An 18,576-nucleotide genomic window follows, 5' to 3' on the forward strand; every position below is an offset into this window, starting at 1 on the left:
CATGTCTGACGACGAGAAGAACACCGCCCGCGAAGTCATCACCAACTATGCGCAGGCGCACTTCCGGTACTTCCGCACCCCTGATGGCACCGTGTACGCGCAGCGCAACGGCCACCCCGTGGCCCGGCCGATGCGCTCGCAGGGCACGACGGGAAGCCACCGGCAGGAACTCATGGTGGGCATGTTCCGCGACGGGCACGGCGTCTTCAACGGCACCGCTCTCAAAGAGGCGTTGGACCTGATCGAGGCGCTGGCCCTGACCGAGGACGTGCAGTCCGTCCACATCCGCGTCGCCCCGGGCTTCGACGGAGCGACGTGGCTGGACCTGGGCCGCGACGACGGGCAGTCCGTCCGCATCCACCCCACCGGATGGGACATCGCCGTGCCCGACCCGCGCGAAGTGTGCTGGCGCCGCACCCAGCTCACCGGGGAACTGCCCCTGCCGGCCAAGGACACCAACGGCAAGGGCATCGACCTCCTGATGAGGCTCTGCAACTTCGCCAACGCCGAGACCGAGTGCCTGGCCATCGCCTGGCTCATCGGCTGCCTCGGCCCCTCTGTGCCCGTCCCCGCCCCCTTCCTCACCGGCCCCCAGGGCGCGGGCAAGTCCACCGGCGGGCGCATGCTCGTGCGGATCGTGGAGGGCATGAGCGGTGACCTACGCCGCGCCCCGAAAGACGAGGAGAACCTCCTCGCCGCGGTCGCGGCCGGGTGGGTCACCGCCCTGGACAACCTCTCCCACATGACCCCGGACCTGTCCGACGCCATGTGCTGCATCGTCACCGGAGGCGAGAACGTCAAGCGCGCGCTCTTCACCGACGGGGACGTCTTTCGCGTCGGCTTCCGCCGCCCCCTGCTCCTCACCGGAATCGACGTCGGCGTCATCCGGCCCGACCTGGCCGAACGGCTCCTGCCCCTGCGACTGGAGCGCCCCAAAGTCCGGCGCACCGAAGCGGAACTGTGGGCGGAGTACGCGGAGGTCCTGCCGGTCGTGCTCGGCTCCCTCTTGGACCTCACCGTGAAGGTCCGTGCGGCGGAGGCAGAGACCCCAACTGATCTGCGGATGGCGGACTTCGCCCACCTGTGTGCGCAACTCGACGTCGCCACCGGGCTCGGGGCTCTTCCCGCCTACCGGGCCAGCCTGGACGACCTGAACGACGACGTGATCGAGGGTGACCTGCTCGCGCAGACCGTTCTCCGGCACGCCGTGACCCTCGTCCCTGGCTCGGATCAGCGGATGACGTCCACGGAGTGGCTGCACCTCCTCAGCACCCTCTACAGCGACGAAGGGATGCGGTCCCTGCCCAAGGGGTGGCCGACCACCGGCAAAGTCCTCTCCGACCGGCTCAAACGCCTTCAACCCACCCTCGCCGCACGCGGCGTCCTCATCGACTCCGGGCGCACCAGCGCCGGCCGCTACCTCGAAATGACCCGCGTGGCCGCGCCTCCCCCACACGAGCAAATCCGGATGCTCTGACCGCGCCGCTGGGAAGAGCAAGAAGAGCACCCCCGGCCGGGGGGGCGTGCTCCTCTTGCTGTTCGGCGCAACGCGCCGCCCCAAAGACGCGCCGCGCAGCGGCTCCTTCTTCACGCTGTGAGGCGCGCACTACAACAGACACCACGCCTCTCTTTGTCCTAAGAGGGAAGACGCTGCGTCATCTGCGTCACGCGGACCGGGAAACAGCCCCTGACCTGCCGTGAAAGCCATGCCGCAGACACCGGGCCCTGCGTCATCCTGCGTCATTCGCGTCACCCGATGACGCACCGCATGACGCGCCGATGACGCACCCCCAAACCGCTGCGTCGCAGGAAACCGCAGGTCAGAAGCTCAAGTGACGCTGATGACGCAATGACGCAGAAATTCACGCTTCGGACAGACGCACCTCGCCATGCCCAGAGCCTCGAAGGAGTCGACTGTGACACGCCCCCAGATGCTCAAGCTCCCCGAAGTCCTCGAAGAGATCGGCATGAGCCGCGCCGCCTTCTACCGCATGCGGGCCCGGGGCAAGGCCCCCCGCCTCCGCAAGCTCCCCAACGGACAAGTCCGGATCAGCCGCGCCGACCTAGACGCGTGGTGGGAGAGCTGCACCGAAAACGCCGCCTGACGCGCCGACTACCGGGCCCGCCCCCCTCTCGGGGCGGGCCCTTTTGACGCCTGGAGAGCAATGCCCCTGACGTACGACGTCCGCATCTACAGCATCGAGACCCGCCGCGACCGCCCCAAGCCCTACCGCGTCCGCTGGCTGGTCGGATCTCAAAAGCACTCGAAGAGCTACACCGTCAAAGCCCAGGCAGACGGGCGCCGTTCAGAGCTGATGACCGCCCTCCGCAAGGGCGACCAATTCGACGTGGAAACGGGCCTGCCCGCCTCCGAACTCCGCGCGCTGAACGGCTCTGTGACCTGGTACGAGCACACCCGCGCGTACATCGACCGCAGATGGGACCGCCTCCCCGCGAAGTCCCGCCGCAACGACGCAGACGCCCTTGCAACCATCACCCCCGCGCTCGTGAAGTCGACGGCCGGCCGACCGTCGGCCCGCGCGCTCCGCTCCGCTCTGTACGGATGGGCGTACAACAGGAGCCGTTGGGATCAGGAGCACCCCGCCGAAGTCGTCGACGCGTTGCGCTGGCTGGAGAAGAACTCTCTGCCCGTCTCAGCCCTCGAGGACCCCGAGACGCTCCGTGTGGCGCTCGATGCTCTGTCGACGCTGCTCGATGGGACACGCGCGGCCGGACGCACGGCAAACCGCAAGCGCGCCTGCCTCAGTGACGTTCTCGGTCTCGCGGTGGAGCGCCGGTACTTCACCATCCCCGTGAACCCGCTGACCACGGTGAAGTGGTCACCTCCGAAGTCCACGGAGGAAGTTGACCCTGCGAGCGTCGCCAACCCCCGACAGGTTCGAGACCTGCTCGCAGGCGTACGCGCACAGGGCGACCGCGGCGCCCACCTCGAAGCCTTCTTCGGATGCCTCTACTACGCCGCTATGCGCCCCGCTGAGGCCGTGGGACTGACCGCGTCGCAGTGCTACCTCCCCAAGCGTGGCTGGGGCCGCCTCACGCTTCGTGGCGGCATCGTCCACGCCGGCCATGGCTGGACGGACGACAACCGGGCCCATCAGGACCGTCACTTGAAGGCACGAGCGGCACGAGACTCGCGGGTGGTGCCGATCCCACCGCATTTCGTGGCCATGCTCCGCTGGCACGTCATTCGCTACGGCGCGGCCCCGGACGGACGACTCTTCCGTACGAGTCGCGGCGGTGTGATTCAGGACACAGGCTATGGCGAAGTCTGGGCCGAGGCGCGGGGCGAAGCGCTCTCCCCCACCGAGGCGGCATCACCGCTCGCCCGCCGCCCGTACGACCTCAGGTGCGCCGGCGTCTCCTTCTGGCTTTTCTCCGGGGTTGACCCGATGGAGGTAGCCCGCAGGGCCGGGCACTCCGTGGCCGTGCTGCTCCGGGTCTACGCGAAGGTTCTGGCGCAGGCGCAGGACCGGGCGAACCGCCAGATCGAGGCTGGCCTGCGGGAATGGGACGGAAACGGCGCGTCCCCCGGGGGACGCCTGGGGGACACACGCTGATCAGGGCCGGGTCACACCCGAGACCTAGCGAGACAAGCTTCGCTTTTCGGGCACCGCTCGAATCCCGGTGTTCGAGCAAAAAGAAACCCCCTCCGGACTGCGTTCCCGCAGTTCGGAGGGGGTTACCCCAAGTGTGGCGGCGCCAGGATTCGAACCTGGGAAGGCTGAGCCGGCAGATTTACAGTCTGCTCCCTTTGGCCGCTCGGGCACACCGCCTGGGGTTTGCTGCCTCGGGTCCCGCTCTGTGGCGGTGCTCTCTGGCAACGACGTAAACAATACCTGATGCACGGGGGTGCTTCGCCACCTGATTGATCGACGGTGGGGGCGTGAGGCGGTGGCTAGGCTTTGCGTGCGGCGCAACGCCTCGGTGCGCGCCCGACCAGAATCCGATCGGAAACGATCAGTCCCCGATACAAGGAGCCACAGGACATGGCCGACTCCAGTTTCGACATCGTCTCGAAGGTCGAGCGGCAGGAGGTCGACAACGCCCTCAACCAGGCCGGCAAGGAAATCTCGCAGCGCTACGACTTCAAGAACGTGGGCGCCTCCATCTCCTGGTCAGGCGAGAAGATCCTGATGGAGGCCAACTCCGAGGAGCGGGTCAAGGCCATCCTCGACGTCTTCCAGTCCAAGCTGATCAAGCGGGGCATCTCGCTGAAGGCACTGGACGCCGGTGAGCCGCAGCTCTCCGGCAAGGAGTACAAGATCTTCGCCTCCATCGAGGAGGGCATCTCCCAGGAGAACGCCAAGAAGGTGGCGAAGATCATCCGCGACGAGGGCCCCAAGGGCGTCAAGGCGCAGGTGCAGGGCGAGGAGCTGCGGGTCAGCTCCAAGAGCCGTGACGACCTGCAGGCCGTGCAGACGCTGCTCAAGGGCCAGGACTTCGACTTCGCGCTGCAGTTCGTGAACTACCGGTAGGCCTCGCCTACGTGGACGAAGGGGCGGCACCCGGTCGGGTGCCGCCCCTTCGTCCTGCGCCGGCTGCGTTCAGCGGCGGCTGCGTTCAGCGGCGGCTGCGTTCAGCGGCGGCTGCGTGAGTCGCCGAAGAAGATGCGGTAGGCGATCAGGAGGACGAGCGCGCCGCCGATCGCGGAGACCCACGTGGCGGTGTCGTAGAAGTCCTTGGTGATCGGACGGTCGAGCCAGCGGGACGATATCCAGCCGCCGATGAAGGCTCCCGCGACGCCGATGAGTGTCGTGCCGACCAGACCGCCCGGGTCGCGGCCCGGGAGCAGGATCTTGGCGATGGCACCGGCCAGCAGTCCAAGGATGATCCAGCTGATGATGCCCATGCTGTGTTCTGCCCTTCTCCCGTGCTGAGTTGCGCAAGTGTTGATTGCGCTGCTGCCCAGAAGGACGAGAGATAGGCCATGTGTGGTTGCGTCGACCTCAGCGGGCCGCGAACGGCTGGTCCGTGGAGACGATCTCGCGGCCCAGCGGCATCAATGACACAGGGATCAGCTTGAAGTTGGCGAGACCGAACGGGATGCCGATGATCGTCACGCACAGGGCGACACCGGTCACGATGTGGGCCAGCGCCAGCCACCAGCCGGCGAGGACCAGCCAGAGCACGTTGCCCACACAGGACGGCGCGCCCGCGTCCCTGCGCTCGACCGTCGTGTACCCGAAGGGCCACAGGGCGTAGACACCGATCCTGAATGCGGCCACGCCGAACGGGATGCCGATGATCGTGATGCACAGCAGCAGACCCGCGAACACGTAGCCGAGGAACAGCCAGAAGCCGCTCAGGATCAGCCAGATGATGTTCAGGATTGTCTTCACTGTTGGCGACCTGCCATCTGCTCGAGCCGGGAGATCCGCTCCGCCATGGGCGGGTGCGTGGAGAACATCTTCGACATTCCCTGGCCGGGGCGGAATGGGTTGGCGATCATCATGTGGCTCGCCGTCTCGATGCGCGGCTCGGGTGGCAGCGGAAGCTGCTTCGTACCGGCGTCGAGCTTGCGCAGGGCGCTGGCCAGGGCCAGCGGGTCCCCGGTCAGCTGGGCGCCCGAGGCGTCCGCCTCGTACTCCCGGGAGCGGCTGATGGCGAGCTGGATGAGGGAGGCGGCGAGCGGGCCCAGGATCATGATCAGGAGCATTCCGAAGATGCCGGGTCCGTCGTCGTCGTTCGAGCGGCCGATCGGGATCAGCCACGCGAAATTGACCAGGAACATGATCACGGAGGCGAGGGCGCCGGCGACCGAGGAGATCAGGATGTCGCGGTTGTAGACATGGCTGAGCTCGTGCCCGATGACGCCGCGCAGCTCGCGCTCGTCCAGGAGGCGCAGGATGCCCTCGGTGCAGCACACCGCCGCGTTCCGTGGATTGCGGCCCGTCGCGAACGCGTTCGGTGCCTCCGTCGGGGAGATGTACAGGCGGGGCATGGGCTGGCGGGCCTGCGTGGAGAGCTCGCGGACCATGCGATAGAGCGCGGGCGCCTCGAACTCGCTGACGGGGCGGGCCCGCATCGCGCGCAAGGCCAGCTTGTCGCTGTTCCAGTACGCGTACGCGTTCGTCCCGATCGCGATGACGAGTCCGATGACGAGCCCCATACGGCCGAAAAAGCTGCCGATGACGAGAATGAGGGCGGACAGGCCCCCAAGGAGTACGGCTGTCTTCAACCCGTTGTGCCGGCGGTGCACGGTACGCCCTCCTGATGGTGCGGCAGGGGAACCCACTGCTTGCTTGCTGCTTCCACTGGGCCCGCGGTTCGGTGCGGGTGGCTGCTGGTGCCTACGTCCAGTGGACCCTCCCGTACTGGTCAACGCCAGACGAGCGGGTCTAGTTCCCTTGTGCACGCCCGAGGAAGGGCGCGTGTCTACGCCGTACGGGTCAGCGCTGCTGGGGCATCAGGCCCGCGATCTCCAGGGCCTTCTCGTCGGCCGTGATCTCGCTGGTGCAGTTCGGGCAGCGGGTGGCGATGCCGGGGATCTGGCTGAAGCAGCGGGGGCAGTCGCGCAGGGCGGCCTTGATGTCGATCGGCTTGTTGCGGTCGGCGCGGGCCGTGATCTTCATCATCGGCAGAACGATCAGGAAGTAGAGCACCGCGGCCGTGATCAGGAAGGCGATACCCGCGTTGATGAGCTTTCCGTAGGGGAAGCGGACGCCCTCGAGCGTGAAGTAGGCGTCCGAGTAGTTGCCGATGGAGCCGGTGGCCCAGCCCAGGAGCGGAGTGATGAACGCGGCGGTGAAGGCCGTCACCAGGGCCGTGAAGGCCGATCCGATGGCGAGACCGACCGCCATGGTGACGATGTTGCCGCGAAGAATGAAGTCCTTGAAACCGCTCAGCACGCTGCTGCTCCTGGGAAGGGTGATGGTGGGGATGGTGCTTGTTTGCTGCGACCCAGAAACGTACCAAAGTGGGGCTTTAGGAGTCTGCTGCGTCATGAGAACAGTCCACTGTCCACAAAGTGAAGAATCAATTGTGGAGCTCCTGAAAGGGCCACTCCGAGGACGGCCGTGACGGCGATGGCCGCGGTGAGCGGCACGGAGGCCCTGTATGCGGCCGGCTCGCCTTCAGGGGCGCGGAAGAGGGCCGCGGTCCACTGGAGGTAGTAGAAGAGCGCGATGACGACGTTCACGGCCATGACGACGGCGAGCCAGCCCAGGCCCGCGTCGACGGCCGCCGAGAAGACCGTGACTTTCGCGAAGAGACCGATGATGCCCGGCGGCAGACCCGCCAGACACAGCAGGAAGAAGCCCAGGACGAGCGCGGCCAGCGGGCGGGCGGCATACAGCCCGCGGTAGTCGCTGAGGCGGTTCAGCGGCTTCGTACGGGCGACGAGGGCCGCTACGGCGAAGGCGCCGAGGTTCACGGCGGCGTACATGAGGGCGTACGCGAGGGTGGAGCCGATCGACCTCTGGGGGTCGTCGGAGTACGCGGCCGAGGCGATCGGCACCAAGAGGTAGCCGGCCTGCCCCACGGAGGACCAGGCGAGGAGACGCACGGCGCTGTACGCGCGCGTGGCCTGCTGGCGCAGGGCGGCGACGTTGCCGATGGTCATGGTCAGCGCGGCGAGGGCGGCGAGCGCCGGGCCCCATACGTCGGCGTACGAGGGGAACGCGATGACCGTGACGAGGATAAGGCCGGTGAAACCGACCGCCTTGCCGATGACCGACAAGTAGGCGGCGATCGGCAGCGGTGCGCCTACGTAGGTGTCGGGTACCCAGAAGTGGAACGGTACGGCGGCCGTCTTGAAGGCGAAGCCCACGAGGGTGAGGGCGACGCCCGCCTGGGCGAGGGTGTGGAACTGGCCGTCGACGTGGGTGAGTTCGGTGGCGACCTTCGTGAGGTGCAGGGTGCCTGTGGTCGCGTAGACGAAGCTCACGCCGAGCAGGGTGACGGCGGTCGCGGTGACCGACGACAGGAAGAACTTCAGGGCCGCGTCGGAGGACCGCCTGTCGTCGCGCTTGAGCCCGACGAGAGCGAAGGCGGGCAGTGAGGCGACTTCCAGGGCGACGACCAGTGTGGCGAGGTCGCGGGAGGCGGGCAGGAGGGCGGCGCCCGCGGCGGAGGACAGGAGCAGGAACCAGAACTCCCCTTCGGGGAGCGGCTTGTTCGCGTTCTTCGCGTCCTTCAGGGTGCTGATCGAGAGCAGGGCCGTGAGCAGAGCGCCGGAGAGCACCAGGAACTGGATGACGAGGGTGAAGCGGTCCGCCGTGTAACTGCACGCCTCCTGGGAGGGCGCGAGGCAGAACGTGGAGCGCGCGTCGCCGATCAGCGGGAGCAGGGACAGTCCTGCGGCTGCCAGGCCGGCCACGGAGATCCAGCCGAGGACCGGCTTGCGTCGCTCGCCCACGAACAGGTCGGCGACCAGGACGGCGAGGGCGACGACCGCCGCGATCGTCGGCGGGGCGATCGCGACCCAGTCGACGGACTGGACGAGGGACGCCACGGAGGGCGCGGCGACGGCGGTCACTGGAGGCCTCCTGCGAGGAGCTTCTGCACGGCCGGGTTCGTGAGGCCGAGCAGCGCGGCGGGCCACAGGCCCGCGAGGACGGTGAGGGCGACGAGTGGGGTCCAGGTGGCGAACTCGTATCCGCGCACGTCGGCGAGGTTCGGCGCCTCACGGTCCCGCGGGCCCATGCAGACGCGGCGGACCACCTGGAGCATGTACGCGGCGGTGAGCAGGGTGCCGAGCGCGGCGATCGACATGAACACGAGGAAGGCGGGGCGGCTGAGGTCGTCGGCGGGTTTGAAGGCGCCGAACAGCGCGAGCATCTCACCCCAGAATCCGGCGAGTCCGGGCAGTCCGAGCGAGGCGACGGCGGCGAACGCGAGCAGGCCGCCGAGGCGCGGGGCCTTGCCGTAGAGGGCCATGCCGCCCTGCTCGGACAGGGTGTCGAGGTCGCTGGTGCCGGTCCGGTCCTTGAGCGCGCCGACGAGGAAGAAGAGGAGGCCGGTGATGAGGCCGTGGGCGATGTTGGCGAACAGCGCGCCGTTCACGCCGGTCGGGCTCATCGTCGCGATGCCGAGCAGGACGAAGCCCATGTGGCCGACGGAGGAGTACGCGATGAGGCGCTTGAGATCGCCCTTCGCGCCCGGCTTGGCGAGGTTCAGGCAGGCCAGGGAGCCGTAGATGATCCCGATGACGGCGAGCGCGGCGAGGTACGGCGCGAAGATCCGCATTCCGTCGGGGGCGATGGGGAGCAGGATCCGGACGAACCCGTACGTACCCATCTTCAGCAGGACTCCGGCGAGGAGGACGGAGCCGACGGTCGGGGCGGCGGTGTGGGCGTCCGGCAGCCAGCTGTGCAGCGGCCACATCGGGGTCTTCACGGCGAGCCCGATCCCGATCGCCAGAACGGCGATGACCTGCACCGATGTGGTCAGCCCAGGGCCGTTGTCAGTGGCGAGTGCCATCATGTCGAACGTGCCCGACTTAACACCGATAAGGAGGAGGCCGAGGAGCATCACGACCGAGCCGAGCAGGGTGAAGAGGATGAACTTCCAGGCCGCGGCCGTGCGTTCGGCGCCGCCCCATCGCGCGATGAGGAAGTACATCGGGATGAGGACCATCTCGAACGCGAGGAAGAAGAGGAGGAGGTCGAGCACGGCGAAGGTGGCGAGCGTGCCCGATTCCAGCACGAGGATCAGCGCGACGAAGGCCTTGGGGGACGGCCCGCTCGCTCGCCGCTCATGTTGCAGCTTGAAGTAGGAGTACAGCGCGCAGAGGAAGGTCAGCAGCGCCGTGAGCACCAGAAGGGGGAGAGAGATGCCGTCGATGCCGAGGTGGATCCGCACGTCGAGCGCGGGGATCCAGCTGATGTCGGTCGTGGCCTGCATCGTGGACGGGTGGTCGTGGTCGAAGCCGAGCGCGAGGACGATCGCGGCGAGGAGGATCACGCCGGTCACGGTCACGCCGTGGCGGAGCACGGCCTGGTCCGGGGAGTTTCCCTTCAGTCCGGGCGGAGCCGGGAGAAGGGCGAGGACGGCGCCGATGAGCGGGCCGACGACGATCAATGCGAGAAGGAACTGCATCACGGATTCGCTGATATCGAGCACGGCTGCTCACGCTCCGGCGGTGGCGACGAGGACGACGGCGACCACCAGGACGACGGTGCCTGCGAGCAGTGCGCTGAGGTAGGTCTGGACGTTGCCGGTCTGGGCGCGGCGCACGGCCCAGCCCAGCGCCTTGGGGGTTTCGGCGGCCGCGCGCACGTACGTGTCGACGACGGTGCGGTCGAGGAAGCGGACCAGCGCTCCCGCGGCCTGGACCGGGCGGACGAAGAGCGTCGCGTAGACGGCGTCGAGGTGGAAGCCGACGGCGGCGTGCCGGTGCAGCGGGCCGAGCAGGAGGCGGCCCGGGTCGGCCGGGTCCGCGGCGCCCGCGATGTCCCCGTAGGCGGCCGTGTGCGTGGCGATGGCCTCCGCCTCGACCAGACCGCCGTCGCCGGCGCCCGTGTCGACGGCGACCGCGCCGATCGGGTACCGGCGCGCGGCCATCGCGGTGGTGTGGCGCCAGGCCGCGTACGTGACCAGGCCGCCGACGAGCGCGAAGCCGGTGCCGAGGACGGAGGTGGTCAGGGTCGGGGTGAGTGAGCGGCCGTCGAACCAGTCGGGCACAACGCCCGTGGTCAGACCGAGCACGAGGGAGGGGATCGCCAGGAACCACAGGACGGCGTTCATCACGACCGGCTGCCTGCCGTGGTCGGGGGCCTGGGTGCCCCGGCCGTTGAAGGCGAGGAGCCACAGGCGGGTCGCGTAGGCGGCGGTGAGCAGGGCCGTGAGCAGGCCCGCGACGAGGACGATCCAACCCGACGTCACCGGGACGCCGTGCTCGTGGCCGGTGGCCGTGTGCTCGGCGGCGCCGAGGACGGCCTCCTTGGAGAAGAAGCCGCTGAAGGGCGGGATCGCGGCGAGCGCGAGCAGCGCCACGGTCATCGTCCAGAAGGCGTCGGGGACACGGTCGCGCAGTTTGCCCATCCGGGCCATCGCGGCCAGCGAGTTGGTGCCGGCGGCGTGGATGATCACGCCCGCCGCGAGGAACAGGAGCGCCTTGAAGGCGCCGTGCGTGAGGAGGTGGAAGACGGCGGCGTCGCGGTCGCCGACGGCGAGGGCGCCGGTCATGTAGCCGAGCTGGCTGATCGTCGAGTACGCGAGGACGCGCTTGATGTCGTCCTGGGCGAGCGCGGCGAGGGCCGAGCCGGCCATGGTCACGGCGGCCATGACGGCCAGCACGATCAGGGCCGCCCGCGAGGCGGCGAAGACCGGGAGGAGACGGGCGACGAAGTAGACGCCGGCGGCGACCATCGTCGCGGCGTGGATCAGCGCGGAGACGGGCGTGGGGCCCGCCATCGCGTCGGGCAGCCAGGTGTGCAGCGGGAACTGCGCGGACTTGCCCGCCACGCCGGCGAGGAGCAGCAGGGCGATGAGGGTCGGGTGGTCGAGGCCGCCCTCGCTCGTGACCTTGCCCAGGATCGTCGTGATGCGGAAGGAGCCCGCGTCGGTGGCGAGGGCGAACAGGCCGATCAGGAAGGGGACGTCACCGAGTTTCGTGACGAGGAAGGCCTTGAGGGAGGCGGCCCGCGCCTCGGGGGTCTCCCAGTAGTGGCCGACGAGGAAGTACGAGCAGATGCCCATGACTTCCCAGCCGACAAGGAGCACCATCAGGTCGCCCGAGTAGACGACGAGGAACATCGCGGAGGTGAAGAGCGAGACGAGAGCGGCGTACGAGGGGTAGCGCGGGTCGTCGCGGAGGTAGCCCGTCGAGTAGAGCTGCACGCAGGTCGCGACCACGCCGACCAGGACGGCGACGAGGGCGGCGAAGCCGTCGATGTGCAGGGCGAGTTCGATCGGCACGGAGCCGGTCGGGGTGAGCTCGGTGTGCGCGTCGAGGGCCGTGGTGCCGTTGCCCGTGCCGCCGCCCTGCTGGACGGCGACGACGACGGCGAGGACCAGGGCGGCCAGCGTCGGCAGCACGGCCAGCGGGCGGACGAAGCCGGGGGCGGTGCGGCCGAGAAGAAGGCCCGCGGCCGCGCCGAGGAACGGCAGGAGGGGGACGAGGACGGCGAGGGTCGTGGTGGTCACGCGGTGGCCTCGGCCTTCTTGTCCGCCTTGTCCTCCGGACCGGGAGGGGTATGGGGTGTCGCGATGCCGTCGGCCCGGTCGTCGGACGGGTCGTCGGACGGGTCGTGGGGTTCGGCGGAGTCGCGGAGCTTGTCGATGTCGGCGGTGCCGCGGTTGCGGTGCACGGCCAGGACGATCGCCAGGCCGATGCCGATCTCGGCGGCGGCGATGGCGATGGTGAACAGGGTCAGGGCCTGTCCGGAGTGCAGGGCGTCGCGCAGCCAGACGTCGAAGGCGACGAGGTTGAGGTTGACGGCGTTGAGCATCAGCTCGACGGACATCAGGACGAGGATCGCGTTGCGGCGGGCCAGGACACCGTAGAGGCCCGTGCAGAAGAGGAGGGCGGAGAGGACGGCGGGATAGACGAGGTGCATCAGCGCGTGCCCTCCCGGCCGGTGGAGGCATCGTCGGTTGCGAAGGCCTGCTTCTTGCGGGACAGGACGATCGCGCCGACCAGGGCCGCAAGGAGGAGGACGGAGAGGGCCTCGAAGGGCAGCACCCAGTGCCGGAACAGGATGGAACCGGTCACGGCCGTGTTGCCCTCGGCGGCCACGTCCAGCTCGATCCAGGTCGTACGGAAGGCGTCGACGACGACCCAGACCAGGGCGGCCGCGGCGGCGACGGCCACCACCAGGGCGGCCCAGCGGTTGGGGCTGTCCGCGTCCGGTGACCGGCCGATGGGCGCGCGGGTCAGCATCAGACCGAACAGGAGGAGGACCACGACGGAGCCGACATAGATGAGGACCTGCACCCACGCGATGAACTCGGCGGTGAGCAGGAGGTACTCGACGGCAAGGCCACCGAGGGCGACGACCAGCCACAGGGCGGCGTGCACCAGCTGCTTCGTGGTGACGGTGACGATCGCGGCGCCGAAGGTGACCAGGCCGACGAGGAGGAAAGCGATCTCGACGCCGGTCGGGGAGAGGAACCCGTGGCTGTCGGCGGCCGTGGTGACGGCGACCGAGGCCGCTGTTGCGGCGGGGGTCATGCGGGCGTCTCCTCTCCGGGGTCGTCGGACGCGGCGGGCTGCTCCGCCTGGGCTGCCTCGGCTGCCTCGGCTGCCTGGGCTGCCTGGGCTGCCTGGGCTGCCTGGGTGGCGGCCAGTTTGTCGGCTGCTTTGCGGGCTGCCGCGAGTTCCTTCGGTTCCTCGGCCGCCGGGTCGAGGGCGGGCGGGGACGGGACGGTCCACATCCACTCGCGGAGCTTGTCGCGCTCGTGGGTGAGTTCGCGGATGTCCGTCTCGGCGTACTCGAACTCCGGGGACCAGAACAGGGCGTCGAAGGGGCACACCTCGATGCAGATACCGCAGTACATGCAGAGGGAGAAGTCGATGGCGAAGCGGTCCAGGACGTTGCGGCTGCGCTCGCGGCCGCCCTCGACGGCGGCCGGCACCGTCTCCTTGTGGGAGTCGATGTAGATGCACCAGTCGGGACACTCACGGGCGCACAGCATGCAGACCGTGCAGTTCTCCTCGAACAGGCCGATCACGCCGCGGGTGCGGGGCGGGAGTTCGGGCTGGGCGTCCGGGTACTGCTCGGTGACGGTCTTCTTCGTCATCGTGCGGAGGGTGACGGCGAGGCCCTTGGCCAGGCCGGACCCGGGGAGCGGAGGCACTAGTTGATCGCCACCTTCACGATTCCGGTGAGCGCGATCTGCGCGAGGGCGAGGGGGATGAGCGTGGTCCAGGCGAGTTTCTGGAGCTGGTCCTCACGCAGACGGGGGTAGGACACGCGGAGCCAGATCACGACGAACGCGAGGACGGCCGTCTTGAGCAGGGTCCAGACCCAGCCCAGGCCGTCGGCGCCCCACGGGCCGTGCCAGCCGCCCAGGAAGAGGACGGTGGTCAGACCGCACAGGACGACGATGCCCGCGTACTCGGCGAGCAGGAAGAGGGCGAAGCGCAGGCCCGTGTACTCGGTGTACGCGCCGAAGATGATCTCGGAGTCGGCGACGGGCATGTCGAAGGGCGGGCGTTGCAGCTCGGCGAGGCCCGCCACGAAGAAGACCAGGGCGCCCACGATCTGCCAGGGCAGCCACCACCACTCGAAGGCGTCGAGGATGCCGGGCAGGGAGACCGTGCCGGCCGCCATGGCCACCGAGGCCGCCGCGAGCAGCATCGGGAGTTCGTAGGCGAGGAGCTGGGCGGCGGTGCGCAGGCCGCCGAGGAGGGAGAACTTGTTGGCGCTGGCCCAGCCCGCCATCAGCGAGCCGAGTACGCCGACGCCCATCACCGCGAGCACGAAGAAGATGCCCGCGTCGACGACCTGGCCGACCGCGCCGTCGCCGGGGCCGACCGGGATCGCCAGGAGGACGAGGAGGTACGGCAACAGGGCGACGGCGGGGGCGAGTTGGAAGACGCGGCGGTCGGCTTCCGCCGGTACCACGTCTTCCTTCTGCGCGAACTTGACGCCGTCGGCGACGAGTTGGGCCCAGCCGTGGAAGCCGCCCGCGTACATGGGGCCGAGGCGGCCCTGCATATGGGCCATGACCTTGTGCTCGGTCTGGCCGACGACCAGGGGCAGCACCAGGAAGGCGACGAAGACGACGACGAGGCGCAGGGCGACGTCGAGAGCGTCGTTCACTGCGTGCCTCCGTCGGTCGCGTCGGGGTCGGAGTCGGGGTCGGGGCTGGGGTCACGTTGGGGCTTGCGCGGGAACGGCTCCGGTGCGGGGGCCGCTTCCGCGTTGGGTGCCGGGTCCGCTTCCGCGTTGGGTTCCGGGTCCGCTTCCGCGTTGGGTGCTGGGTTCGGGTCCGGCGCCGGGTTCGGGTTCGTCGCCGGTTGCGGGTCCTCGTCGAACGCGGGTTTGGCGTGGTGCCAGGGTGCGTCCGAGGAACGGGGCTTCGGTGCCGATTCGGGCGGTCCGGAACCCGCCGCCGGCCCGGAACCCTCCGCCGGTGCAGAACCCTCCGCCGGTCCCGAAGGCTCCGCCGGTCCGGGGCCGGCCGCCGGGCCTGTTTTCTTGGCCGGGGCGGAGGCCCCTGCCGAGGCGGCGTCCGGCTCGGGACGCTGGCTCGCCGAGCCCTCCGACACGCTCCGCGCACGCCGCGCCGGTCGCGCCGGTCGCGCCGGGCCCGCCTCCCCCGGGGTACCCGAAGCAGCAGCCTGCGGAGCCGCCGGTGACCCCGTAGACGCCGGAGCCCCTGGAGATCCCGTAGAAGCCGCAGCCGCCTGGCTGGTGGAGCCCTCGCTCGCCGTGCGGGCGCGTCGGGCCGGACGCTCCCCCGGTCCGGACGCCGCGGCCCGCCCCGCGCCGCGGGCCGGGCGTGCCGGTGCGGGCGGCAGTTGGCCCTTCAGCGGGCCCCACTCGTTCGGGTCGGGTACGCCGGGCGGCAGCATCTGGCGCCGCTTCGGGCCGCCGTGCCCCGCTCCGGCCGCCGGCTCGCCCGGCTCCTTCGCGCCGGGCCACGCCTTCGCGACGCGCGCCGCGAGCACGAAGTCCTTGCGCAGCGGGTGCCCTTCGAAGCTGTCGGGCAGCAGCAGCGGCACCAGATGCGGATGGCCCTCGAAGCCGATGCCGAACATTTCGTGCGTCTCGCGTTCGTGCCAGGCCGCGCCCGCGTACACGTCGACCGCGGAGGCGAGCGCCGGCGCGTCGTGCGGAACGGTCGTGCGCAGCAGCAGCCGGTGGACGGACCGGGGCGCGAGGGCCGCGACGTGCGCGCACACGCGGAACCCGGTGCCGGGTTCGTCGACGGCGCTCAGCCAGTCGAAGTACGTGCACCCCAGTCGCGTACGGGCTGTTTCGAGGGCGGTGATCCAGGAGGCGGCGGGCACGTCGACCGTCAGGAGGTCGTACGCCTCCTCAACGGTGGCGTCGGCGCCGAACAGTTCTTCGACGGGGTCCGGCAGCCAGCTCATCGCTCACCCTCCGCCGACGTGGCGGACGACGGTACGGGCGGCTGCACGAGACCGCTGCTCAGCGCCGCCGCGGAGGGCCGGCCGGCCGCGGCGTCGGCGGAGGCGTACCGCTCGCCGAGCGACTCTCGGGCGATCTTCTCCTGGAGCTTGAGGATGCCCTGGAGCAGCGCTTCCGGGCGGGGCGGGCAGCCGGGCACGTACACATCGACGGGGATGATCTGGTCGACGCCCTTGGTCACCGAGTACGAGTCCCAGTACGGGCCGCCGCAGTTGGAGCAGGCGCCGAAGGAGATGACGTACTTCGGCTCGGGCATCTGTTCGTACAGGCGCTTCACAGCCGGGGCCATCTTGTCCGTGACCGTGCCGGAGACCACCATCAGGTCGGCCTGGCGCGGGCCCGGCGCGAACGGGATGACGCCGAGCCGGATGAAGTCGTGGCGCGCCATGGACGCGGCGATGAACTCGATGGCGCAGCAGGCGAGGCCGAAGTTGAAGACCCACAGGCTGTACCGGCGGCCCCAGTTGAGGACCACCTTCATCGGCTCGGGGGCCAGGCGTGAGAGCACGCCGAGCCGCTTCGGTTCCGGCAGGAGAACAGGAGCGGGCTCGGGGGTCACGCGGCTCACGTCCATGTCGCGGCTCACGTCCATGTAAGGACGCCCTTCTTGTATGCGTACAGCAGGCCCACGGCGAGGAAGCCGAGGAAGATGAACATCTCCACGAGCGTCGTCGCGCCGTATCCGGGCGCGGCGAAGACCGTCGCCCAGGGGAAGAGGAAGATCGAGTCGACCGCGAAGATCACGTAGAGGAACGCGTACACGTAGTAGCGGACCTGGGTGTGGGCCCAGCCCTCGCCGACGGGGTCGACTCCGCACTCGTACGTCAGGAGTTTCTCGGGGGTCGGCACCACCGGGCGCAGCAGTCGTCCCGCGCCGAAGGCCACGGCGACGAAGAGCACGCCGACGACGGCGAGGAGTCCGACCACCGAGTACGAGTGGAAGTAGCCCGCCGCGACGACGGTCACGGTCGGTCCCGTCACACCTGTCGCCACGTCTGTCGCCCCTCGTGTGTTCGTGTTCGACGATCTGTACGCACGGGAGTCTAGGGCCTGTTAAAGGGACGGTAAGCAGCCCGGTGCGAAGCGTGGTGAACGACCTGGCAGGAAACGCGGTGCGCGGCGCCGCGCTCGGCCCGGTAGGACGAAAGGCGGGACGAGCGGTCCCTGTGGGGTGGGGTTAACCCCCGTTCGTCCCCGGCAGTCCTCCTCATGGCGCGGTGGCGCGCGCGCAAGGCACTCTTTCGGCTATGAGCGACCCACTCGACTCCCCCGACGGCCGGCCGGTGCCACCACCGCCGCGCTTCGCCTACGACCAGCACACCTGGAAGGAGATCTCGTACCTCCTGTCCAGTTTTCCGCTCGCCGTGTGCGGCTTCGTGTACGCGGTGACGCTCCTTGCCGTCGGCGCCGGGCTGACCGTCACGGTGATCGGGCTGCCGCTGATCGCGGCGGGGCTCTCCGGGGCGCGGCTGCTCGGCAAGGCGGAGCGGGCTCGGGCGCGGAGTCTGCTCGGGGTGCGGGTCGACGAACCGAGTCCGCTGCCGCGGCACCGCGGGGACGGTTTCTTCGGGTGGCTGTGGAACGGTCTGAAGGACTCGGTGGGCTGGCGCGCCGTGCTGTACGAGGTGATCCGGCTGCCCTGGGGGATCCTGACGTTCACGGTGACGCTCGTCGGTCTGTTCGTCCTGTGGCCGGTGCTGCCGTTCATCGCCCGTGGTCTGAGCAACGCGGACCGGGCGATGGTGCGCGGCCTGCTGTCGCCCTCCGACGAGCTGGAGCGGCGGATCGAGGAGCTGGAGTCGGACCGCGGGGTCGTCGTCGACACGGCCGCCGCCGACCTGCGGCGGATCGAGCGCGATCTGCACGACGGCGCGCAGGCCCGCCTGGTCAACCTGGCCATGGGGCTCGGCCTCGCCAAGGAGAAGCTGCTCGAGGACCCCGACGCGGCGGCCGACATGGTCGACGAGGCGCACGGTGAAGTGAAGCTCGCGTTGCAGGAGTTGCGGGATCTGGCCCGCGGCATCCATCCGGCGGTGCTCACCGACCGGGGCCTCGACGCGGCGCTGTCCTCGGTGGCCTCGCGCTGCACCGTCCCGGTGAAGGTGTCGGCCGATCTGCCGGAGCGGCCCGCCGCGGCGATCGAGGGCATCGCCTACTTCACGGTCTCCGAGCTGCTCCAGAACATCAGCAAGCACAGCCGGGCCACCCAGGCCTCGGTCGATGTGTGGCGTTCGGAGGAGCGGCTGCTGATCCAGGTGCAGGACGACGGTCAGGGCGGCGCCAGCCTCGACAAGGGCACCGGCATGTCCGGGCTCGCGGAGCGGCTCGGCGCGGTCGACGGACTCTTCGTCGTGGACTCCCCGGCCGGCGGCGGAACGACGGTCACGGCCGAGCTTCCGTGGCGCGACCGGTCACAGCAGTAGCCGCAGCCCCGGTAGCAACCTCCGCAACAGCAGCCGGAGCGGTGTGGCGGGGGCCCGGAGGTAGGGAAAACCCCCGGTCCAAGACGCCG

At 69.7% G+C, this 18,576-nt stretch carries 19 protein-coding genes and 1 tRNA gene; 5 read left to right on the top strand and 15 right to left on the bottom strand.

What is annotated here, in order from left to right; genetic code table 11:
* Nucleotide 1 precedes the first annotated feature (1 nt).
* From ABD366_RS03145 to ABD366_RS03155, 3 genes are all read left to right on the top strand, one after another.
* Nucleotides 2-1,477: an ATP-binding protein gene (locus tag ABD366_RS03145; RefSeq protein ID WP_324776436.1), complete on the top strand. Its 1,476-nt coding sequence runs from the start codon at nucleotides 2-4 to the stop codon at nucleotides 1,475-1,477.
* A gap of 439 nt (nucleotides 1,478-1,916) precedes the next feature.
* On the top strand, nucleotides 1,917-2,105 hold the full coding sequence (locus tag ABD366_RS03150) for a helix-turn-helix transcriptional regulator (RefSeq protein ID WP_324776434.1): 189 nt from the start codon (nucleotides 1,917-1,919) through the stop codon (nucleotides 2,103-2,105).
* A 60-nt stretch (nucleotides 2,106-2,165) separates the two neighbouring features.
* The gene (locus ABD366_RS03155) at nucleotides 2,166-3,578 is read left to right on the top strand and encodes a tyrosine-type recombinase/integrase (RefSeq protein ID WP_324776432.1); all 1,413 of its coding nucleotides are present in this window, start codon (nucleotides 2,166-2,168) and stop codon (nucleotides 3,576-3,578) included.
* 134 nt (nucleotides 3,579-3,712) lie between these two features.
* Here ABD366_RS03155 and ABD366_RS03160 read toward each other — a convergent pair.
* Nucleotides 3,713-3,794, bottom strand: a tRNA-Tyr gene (locus ABD366_RS03160).
* A 213-nt stretch (nucleotides 3,795-4,007) separates the two neighbouring features.
* On the opposite strand from ABD366_RS03160, the gene ABD366_RS03165 reads away from it, so the two are divergent.
* Entirely contained in the window at nucleotides 4,008-4,496 is a 489-nt protein-coding gene (locus tag ABD366_RS03165; RefSeq protein WP_324776429.1) for a YajQ family cyclic di-GMP-binding protein, read from the top strand.
* 101 nt (nucleotides 4,497-4,597) lie between these two features.
* Here the strand turns inward: ABD366_RS03165 and ABD366_RS03170 are convergent, their stop codons facing one another.
* From ABD366_RS03170 to ABD366_RS03235, 14 genes are all read right to left on the bottom strand, one after another.
* On the bottom strand, nucleotides 4,598-4,870 hold the full coding sequence (locus tag ABD366_RS03170; protein ID WP_324776427.1) for a GlsB/YeaQ/YmgE family stress response membrane protein: 273 nt from the start codon (nucleotides 4,868-4,870) through the stop codon (nucleotides 4,598-4,600).
* Nucleotides 4,871-4,967: 97 nt separating this feature from the next.
* Nucleotides 4,968-5,360 carry a YccF domain-containing protein gene (locus ABD366_RS03175; RefSeq protein ID WP_324776425.1) on the bottom strand — a complete coding sequence of 131 codons (393 nt, stop codon included), beginning with the start codon at nucleotides 5,358-5,360 and terminating at the stop codon, nucleotides 4,968-4,970.
* Nucleotides 5,357-6,220: a zinc metalloprotease HtpX gene (htpX, locus tag ABD366_RS03180; protein WP_324776423.1), complete on the bottom strand. Its 864-nt coding sequence runs from the start codon at nucleotides 6,218-6,220 to the stop codon at nucleotides 5,357-5,359. Before htpX ends, ABD366_RS03175 begins: the two co-directional genes overlap by 4 nt.
* 190 nt (nucleotides 6,221-6,410) lie before the next feature.
* Complete coding sequence (gene mscL / locus ABD366_RS03185; protein ID WP_324776421.1) at nucleotides 6,411-6,869, bottom strand: large conductance mechanosensitive channel protein MscL; 459 nt, start codon at nucleotides 6,867-6,869, stop codon at nucleotides 6,411-6,413.
* A 92-nt stretch (nucleotides 6,870-6,961) separates the two neighbouring features.
* Entirely contained in the window at nucleotides 6,962-8,497 is a 1,536-nt protein-coding gene (locus tag ABD366_RS03190; RefSeq protein WP_324776419.1) for an NADH-quinone oxidoreductase subunit N, read from the bottom strand.
* Nucleotides 8,494-10,083 (bottom strand): complex I subunit 4 family protein, encoded by a 1,590-nt coding sequence (locus tag ABD366_RS03195; protein ID WP_324776417.1) that lies wholly within the window; start codon nucleotides 10,081-10,083, stop codon nucleotides 8,494-8,496. The genes ABD366_RS03190 and ABD366_RS03195 overlap by 4 nt, the downstream gene beginning before the upstream one ends.
* Nucleotides 10,084-10,089: 6 nt before the next feature.
* The gene (locus ABD366_RS03200; RefSeq protein WP_324776414.1) at nucleotides 10,090-12,108 is read right to left on the bottom strand and encodes an NADH-quinone oxidoreductase subunit 5 family protein; all 2,019 of its coding nucleotides are present in this window, start codon (nucleotides 12,106-12,108) and stop codon (nucleotides 10,090-10,092) included.
* A complete protein-coding gene (gene nuoK / locus ABD366_RS03205) occupies nucleotides 12,105-12,521 on the bottom strand; it encodes an NADH-quinone oxidoreductase subunit NuoK (RefSeq protein WP_324776412.1) in 417 nt (138 codons plus the stop codon). Before nuoK ends, ABD366_RS03200 begins: the two co-directional genes overlap by 4 nt.
* Nucleotides 12,521-13,135 (bottom strand): NADH-quinone oxidoreductase subunit J family protein, encoded by a 615-nt coding sequence (locus tag ABD366_RS03210; RefSeq protein WP_324776410.1) that lies wholly within the window; start codon nucleotides 13,133-13,135, stop codon nucleotides 12,521-12,523. Before ABD366_RS03210 ends, nuoK begins: the two co-directional genes overlap by 1 nt.
* The gene (locus ABD366_RS03215; protein WP_324776408.1) at nucleotides 13,132-13,761 is read right to left on the bottom strand and encodes a NuoI/complex I 23 kDa subunit family protein; all 630 of its coding nucleotides are present in this window, start codon (nucleotides 13,759-13,761) and stop codon (nucleotides 13,132-13,134) included. The genes ABD366_RS03210 and ABD366_RS03215 overlap by 4 nt, the downstream gene beginning before the upstream one ends.
* The gene (locus ABD366_RS03220) at nucleotides 13,761-14,729 is read right to left on the bottom strand and encodes a complex I subunit 1/NuoH family protein (RefSeq protein WP_324776406.1); all 969 of its coding nucleotides are present in this window, start codon (nucleotides 14,727-14,729) and stop codon (nucleotides 13,761-13,763) included. Before ABD366_RS03220 ends, ABD366_RS03215 begins: the two co-directional genes overlap by 1 nt.
* The gene (locus ABD366_RS03225; RefSeq protein WP_324776404.1) at nucleotides 14,726-16,006 is read right to left on the bottom strand and encodes an NADH-quinone oxidoreductase subunit C; all 1,281 of its coding nucleotides are present in this window, start codon (nucleotides 16,004-16,006) and stop codon (nucleotides 14,726-14,728) included. Before ABD366_RS03225 ends, ABD366_RS03220 begins: the two co-directional genes overlap by 4 nt.
* The gene (locus ABD366_RS03230) at nucleotides 16,003-16,638 is read right to left on the bottom strand and encodes an NADH-quinone oxidoreductase subunit B (RefSeq protein WP_324776485.1); all 636 of its coding nucleotides are present in this window, start codon (nucleotides 16,636-16,638) and stop codon (nucleotides 16,003-16,005) included. The genes ABD366_RS03225 and ABD366_RS03230 overlap by 4 nt, the downstream gene beginning before the upstream one ends.
* A gap of 8 nt (nucleotides 16,639-16,646) precedes the next feature.
* On the bottom strand, nucleotides 16,647-17,045 hold the full coding sequence (locus ABD366_RS03235) for an NADH-quinone oxidoreductase subunit A (protein ID WP_324776483.1): 399 nt from the start codon (nucleotides 17,043-17,045) through the stop codon (nucleotides 16,647-16,649).
* A 266-nt stretch (nucleotides 17,046-17,311) separates the two neighbouring features.
* Between ABD366_RS03235 and ABD366_RS03240 the strand changes: the two genes are divergently transcribed.
* On the top strand, nucleotides 17,312-18,487 hold the full coding sequence (locus ABD366_RS03240; protein WP_324776402.1) for a sensor histidine kinase: 1,176 nt from the start codon (nucleotides 17,312-17,314) through the stop codon (nucleotides 18,485-18,487).
* The last annotated feature ends 89 nt before the right edge of the window (nucleotides 18,488-18,576 follow it).

The sequence above is a fragment of the Streptomyces kunmingensis genome, from assembly GCF_039533535.1.
GTDB classification, from domain to species: Bacteria; Actinomycetota; Actinomycetes; order Streptomycetales; family Streptomycetaceae; genus Streptomyces; species Streptomyces kunmingensis.

What these genes read in the sequence shown, in the direction of transcription:
- ABD366_RS03145 (WP_324776436.1), top strand. Translation starts at nt 2, where the DNA reads ATGTCTGACGACGAGAAGAACACCGCCCGCGAAGTCATCACCAACTAT.
- ABD366_RS03155 (WP_324776432.1), top strand. Translation starts at nt 2,166, where the DNA reads ATGCCCCTGACGTACGACGTCCGCATCTACAGCATCGAGACCCGCCGC.
- ABD366_RS03165 (WP_324776429.1), top strand. Translation starts at nt 4,008, where the DNA reads ATGGCCGACTCCAGTTTCGACATCGTCTCGAAGGTCGAGCGGCAGGAG.
- ABD366_RS03170 (WP_324776427.1), bottom strand. Translation starts at nt 4,870, where the DNA reads ATGGGCATCATCAGCTGGATCATCCTTGGACTGCTGGCCGGTGCCATC.
- nuoK (WP_324776412.1), bottom strand. Translation starts at nt 12,521, where the DNA reads ATGCACCTCGTCTATCCCGCCGTCCTCTCCGCCCTCCTCTTCTGCACG.
- ABD366_RS03210 (WP_324776410.1), bottom strand. Translation starts at nt 13,135, where the DNA reads ATGACCCCCGCCGCAACAGCGGCCTCGGTCGCCGTCACCACGGCCGCC.
- ABD366_RS03225 (WP_324776404.1), bottom strand. Translation starts at nt 16,006, where the DNA reads ATGAGCTGGCTGCCGGACCCCGTCGAAGAACTGTTCGGCGCCGACGCC.
- ABD366_RS03230 (WP_324776485.1), bottom strand. Translation starts at nt 16,638, where the DNA reads ATGGACGTGAGCCGCGTGACCCCCGAGCCCGCTCCTGTTCTCCTGCCG.
- ABD366_RS03240 (WP_324776402.1), top strand. Translation starts at nt 17,312, where the DNA reads ATGAGCGACCCACTCGACTCCCCCGACGGCCGGCCGGTGCCACCACCG.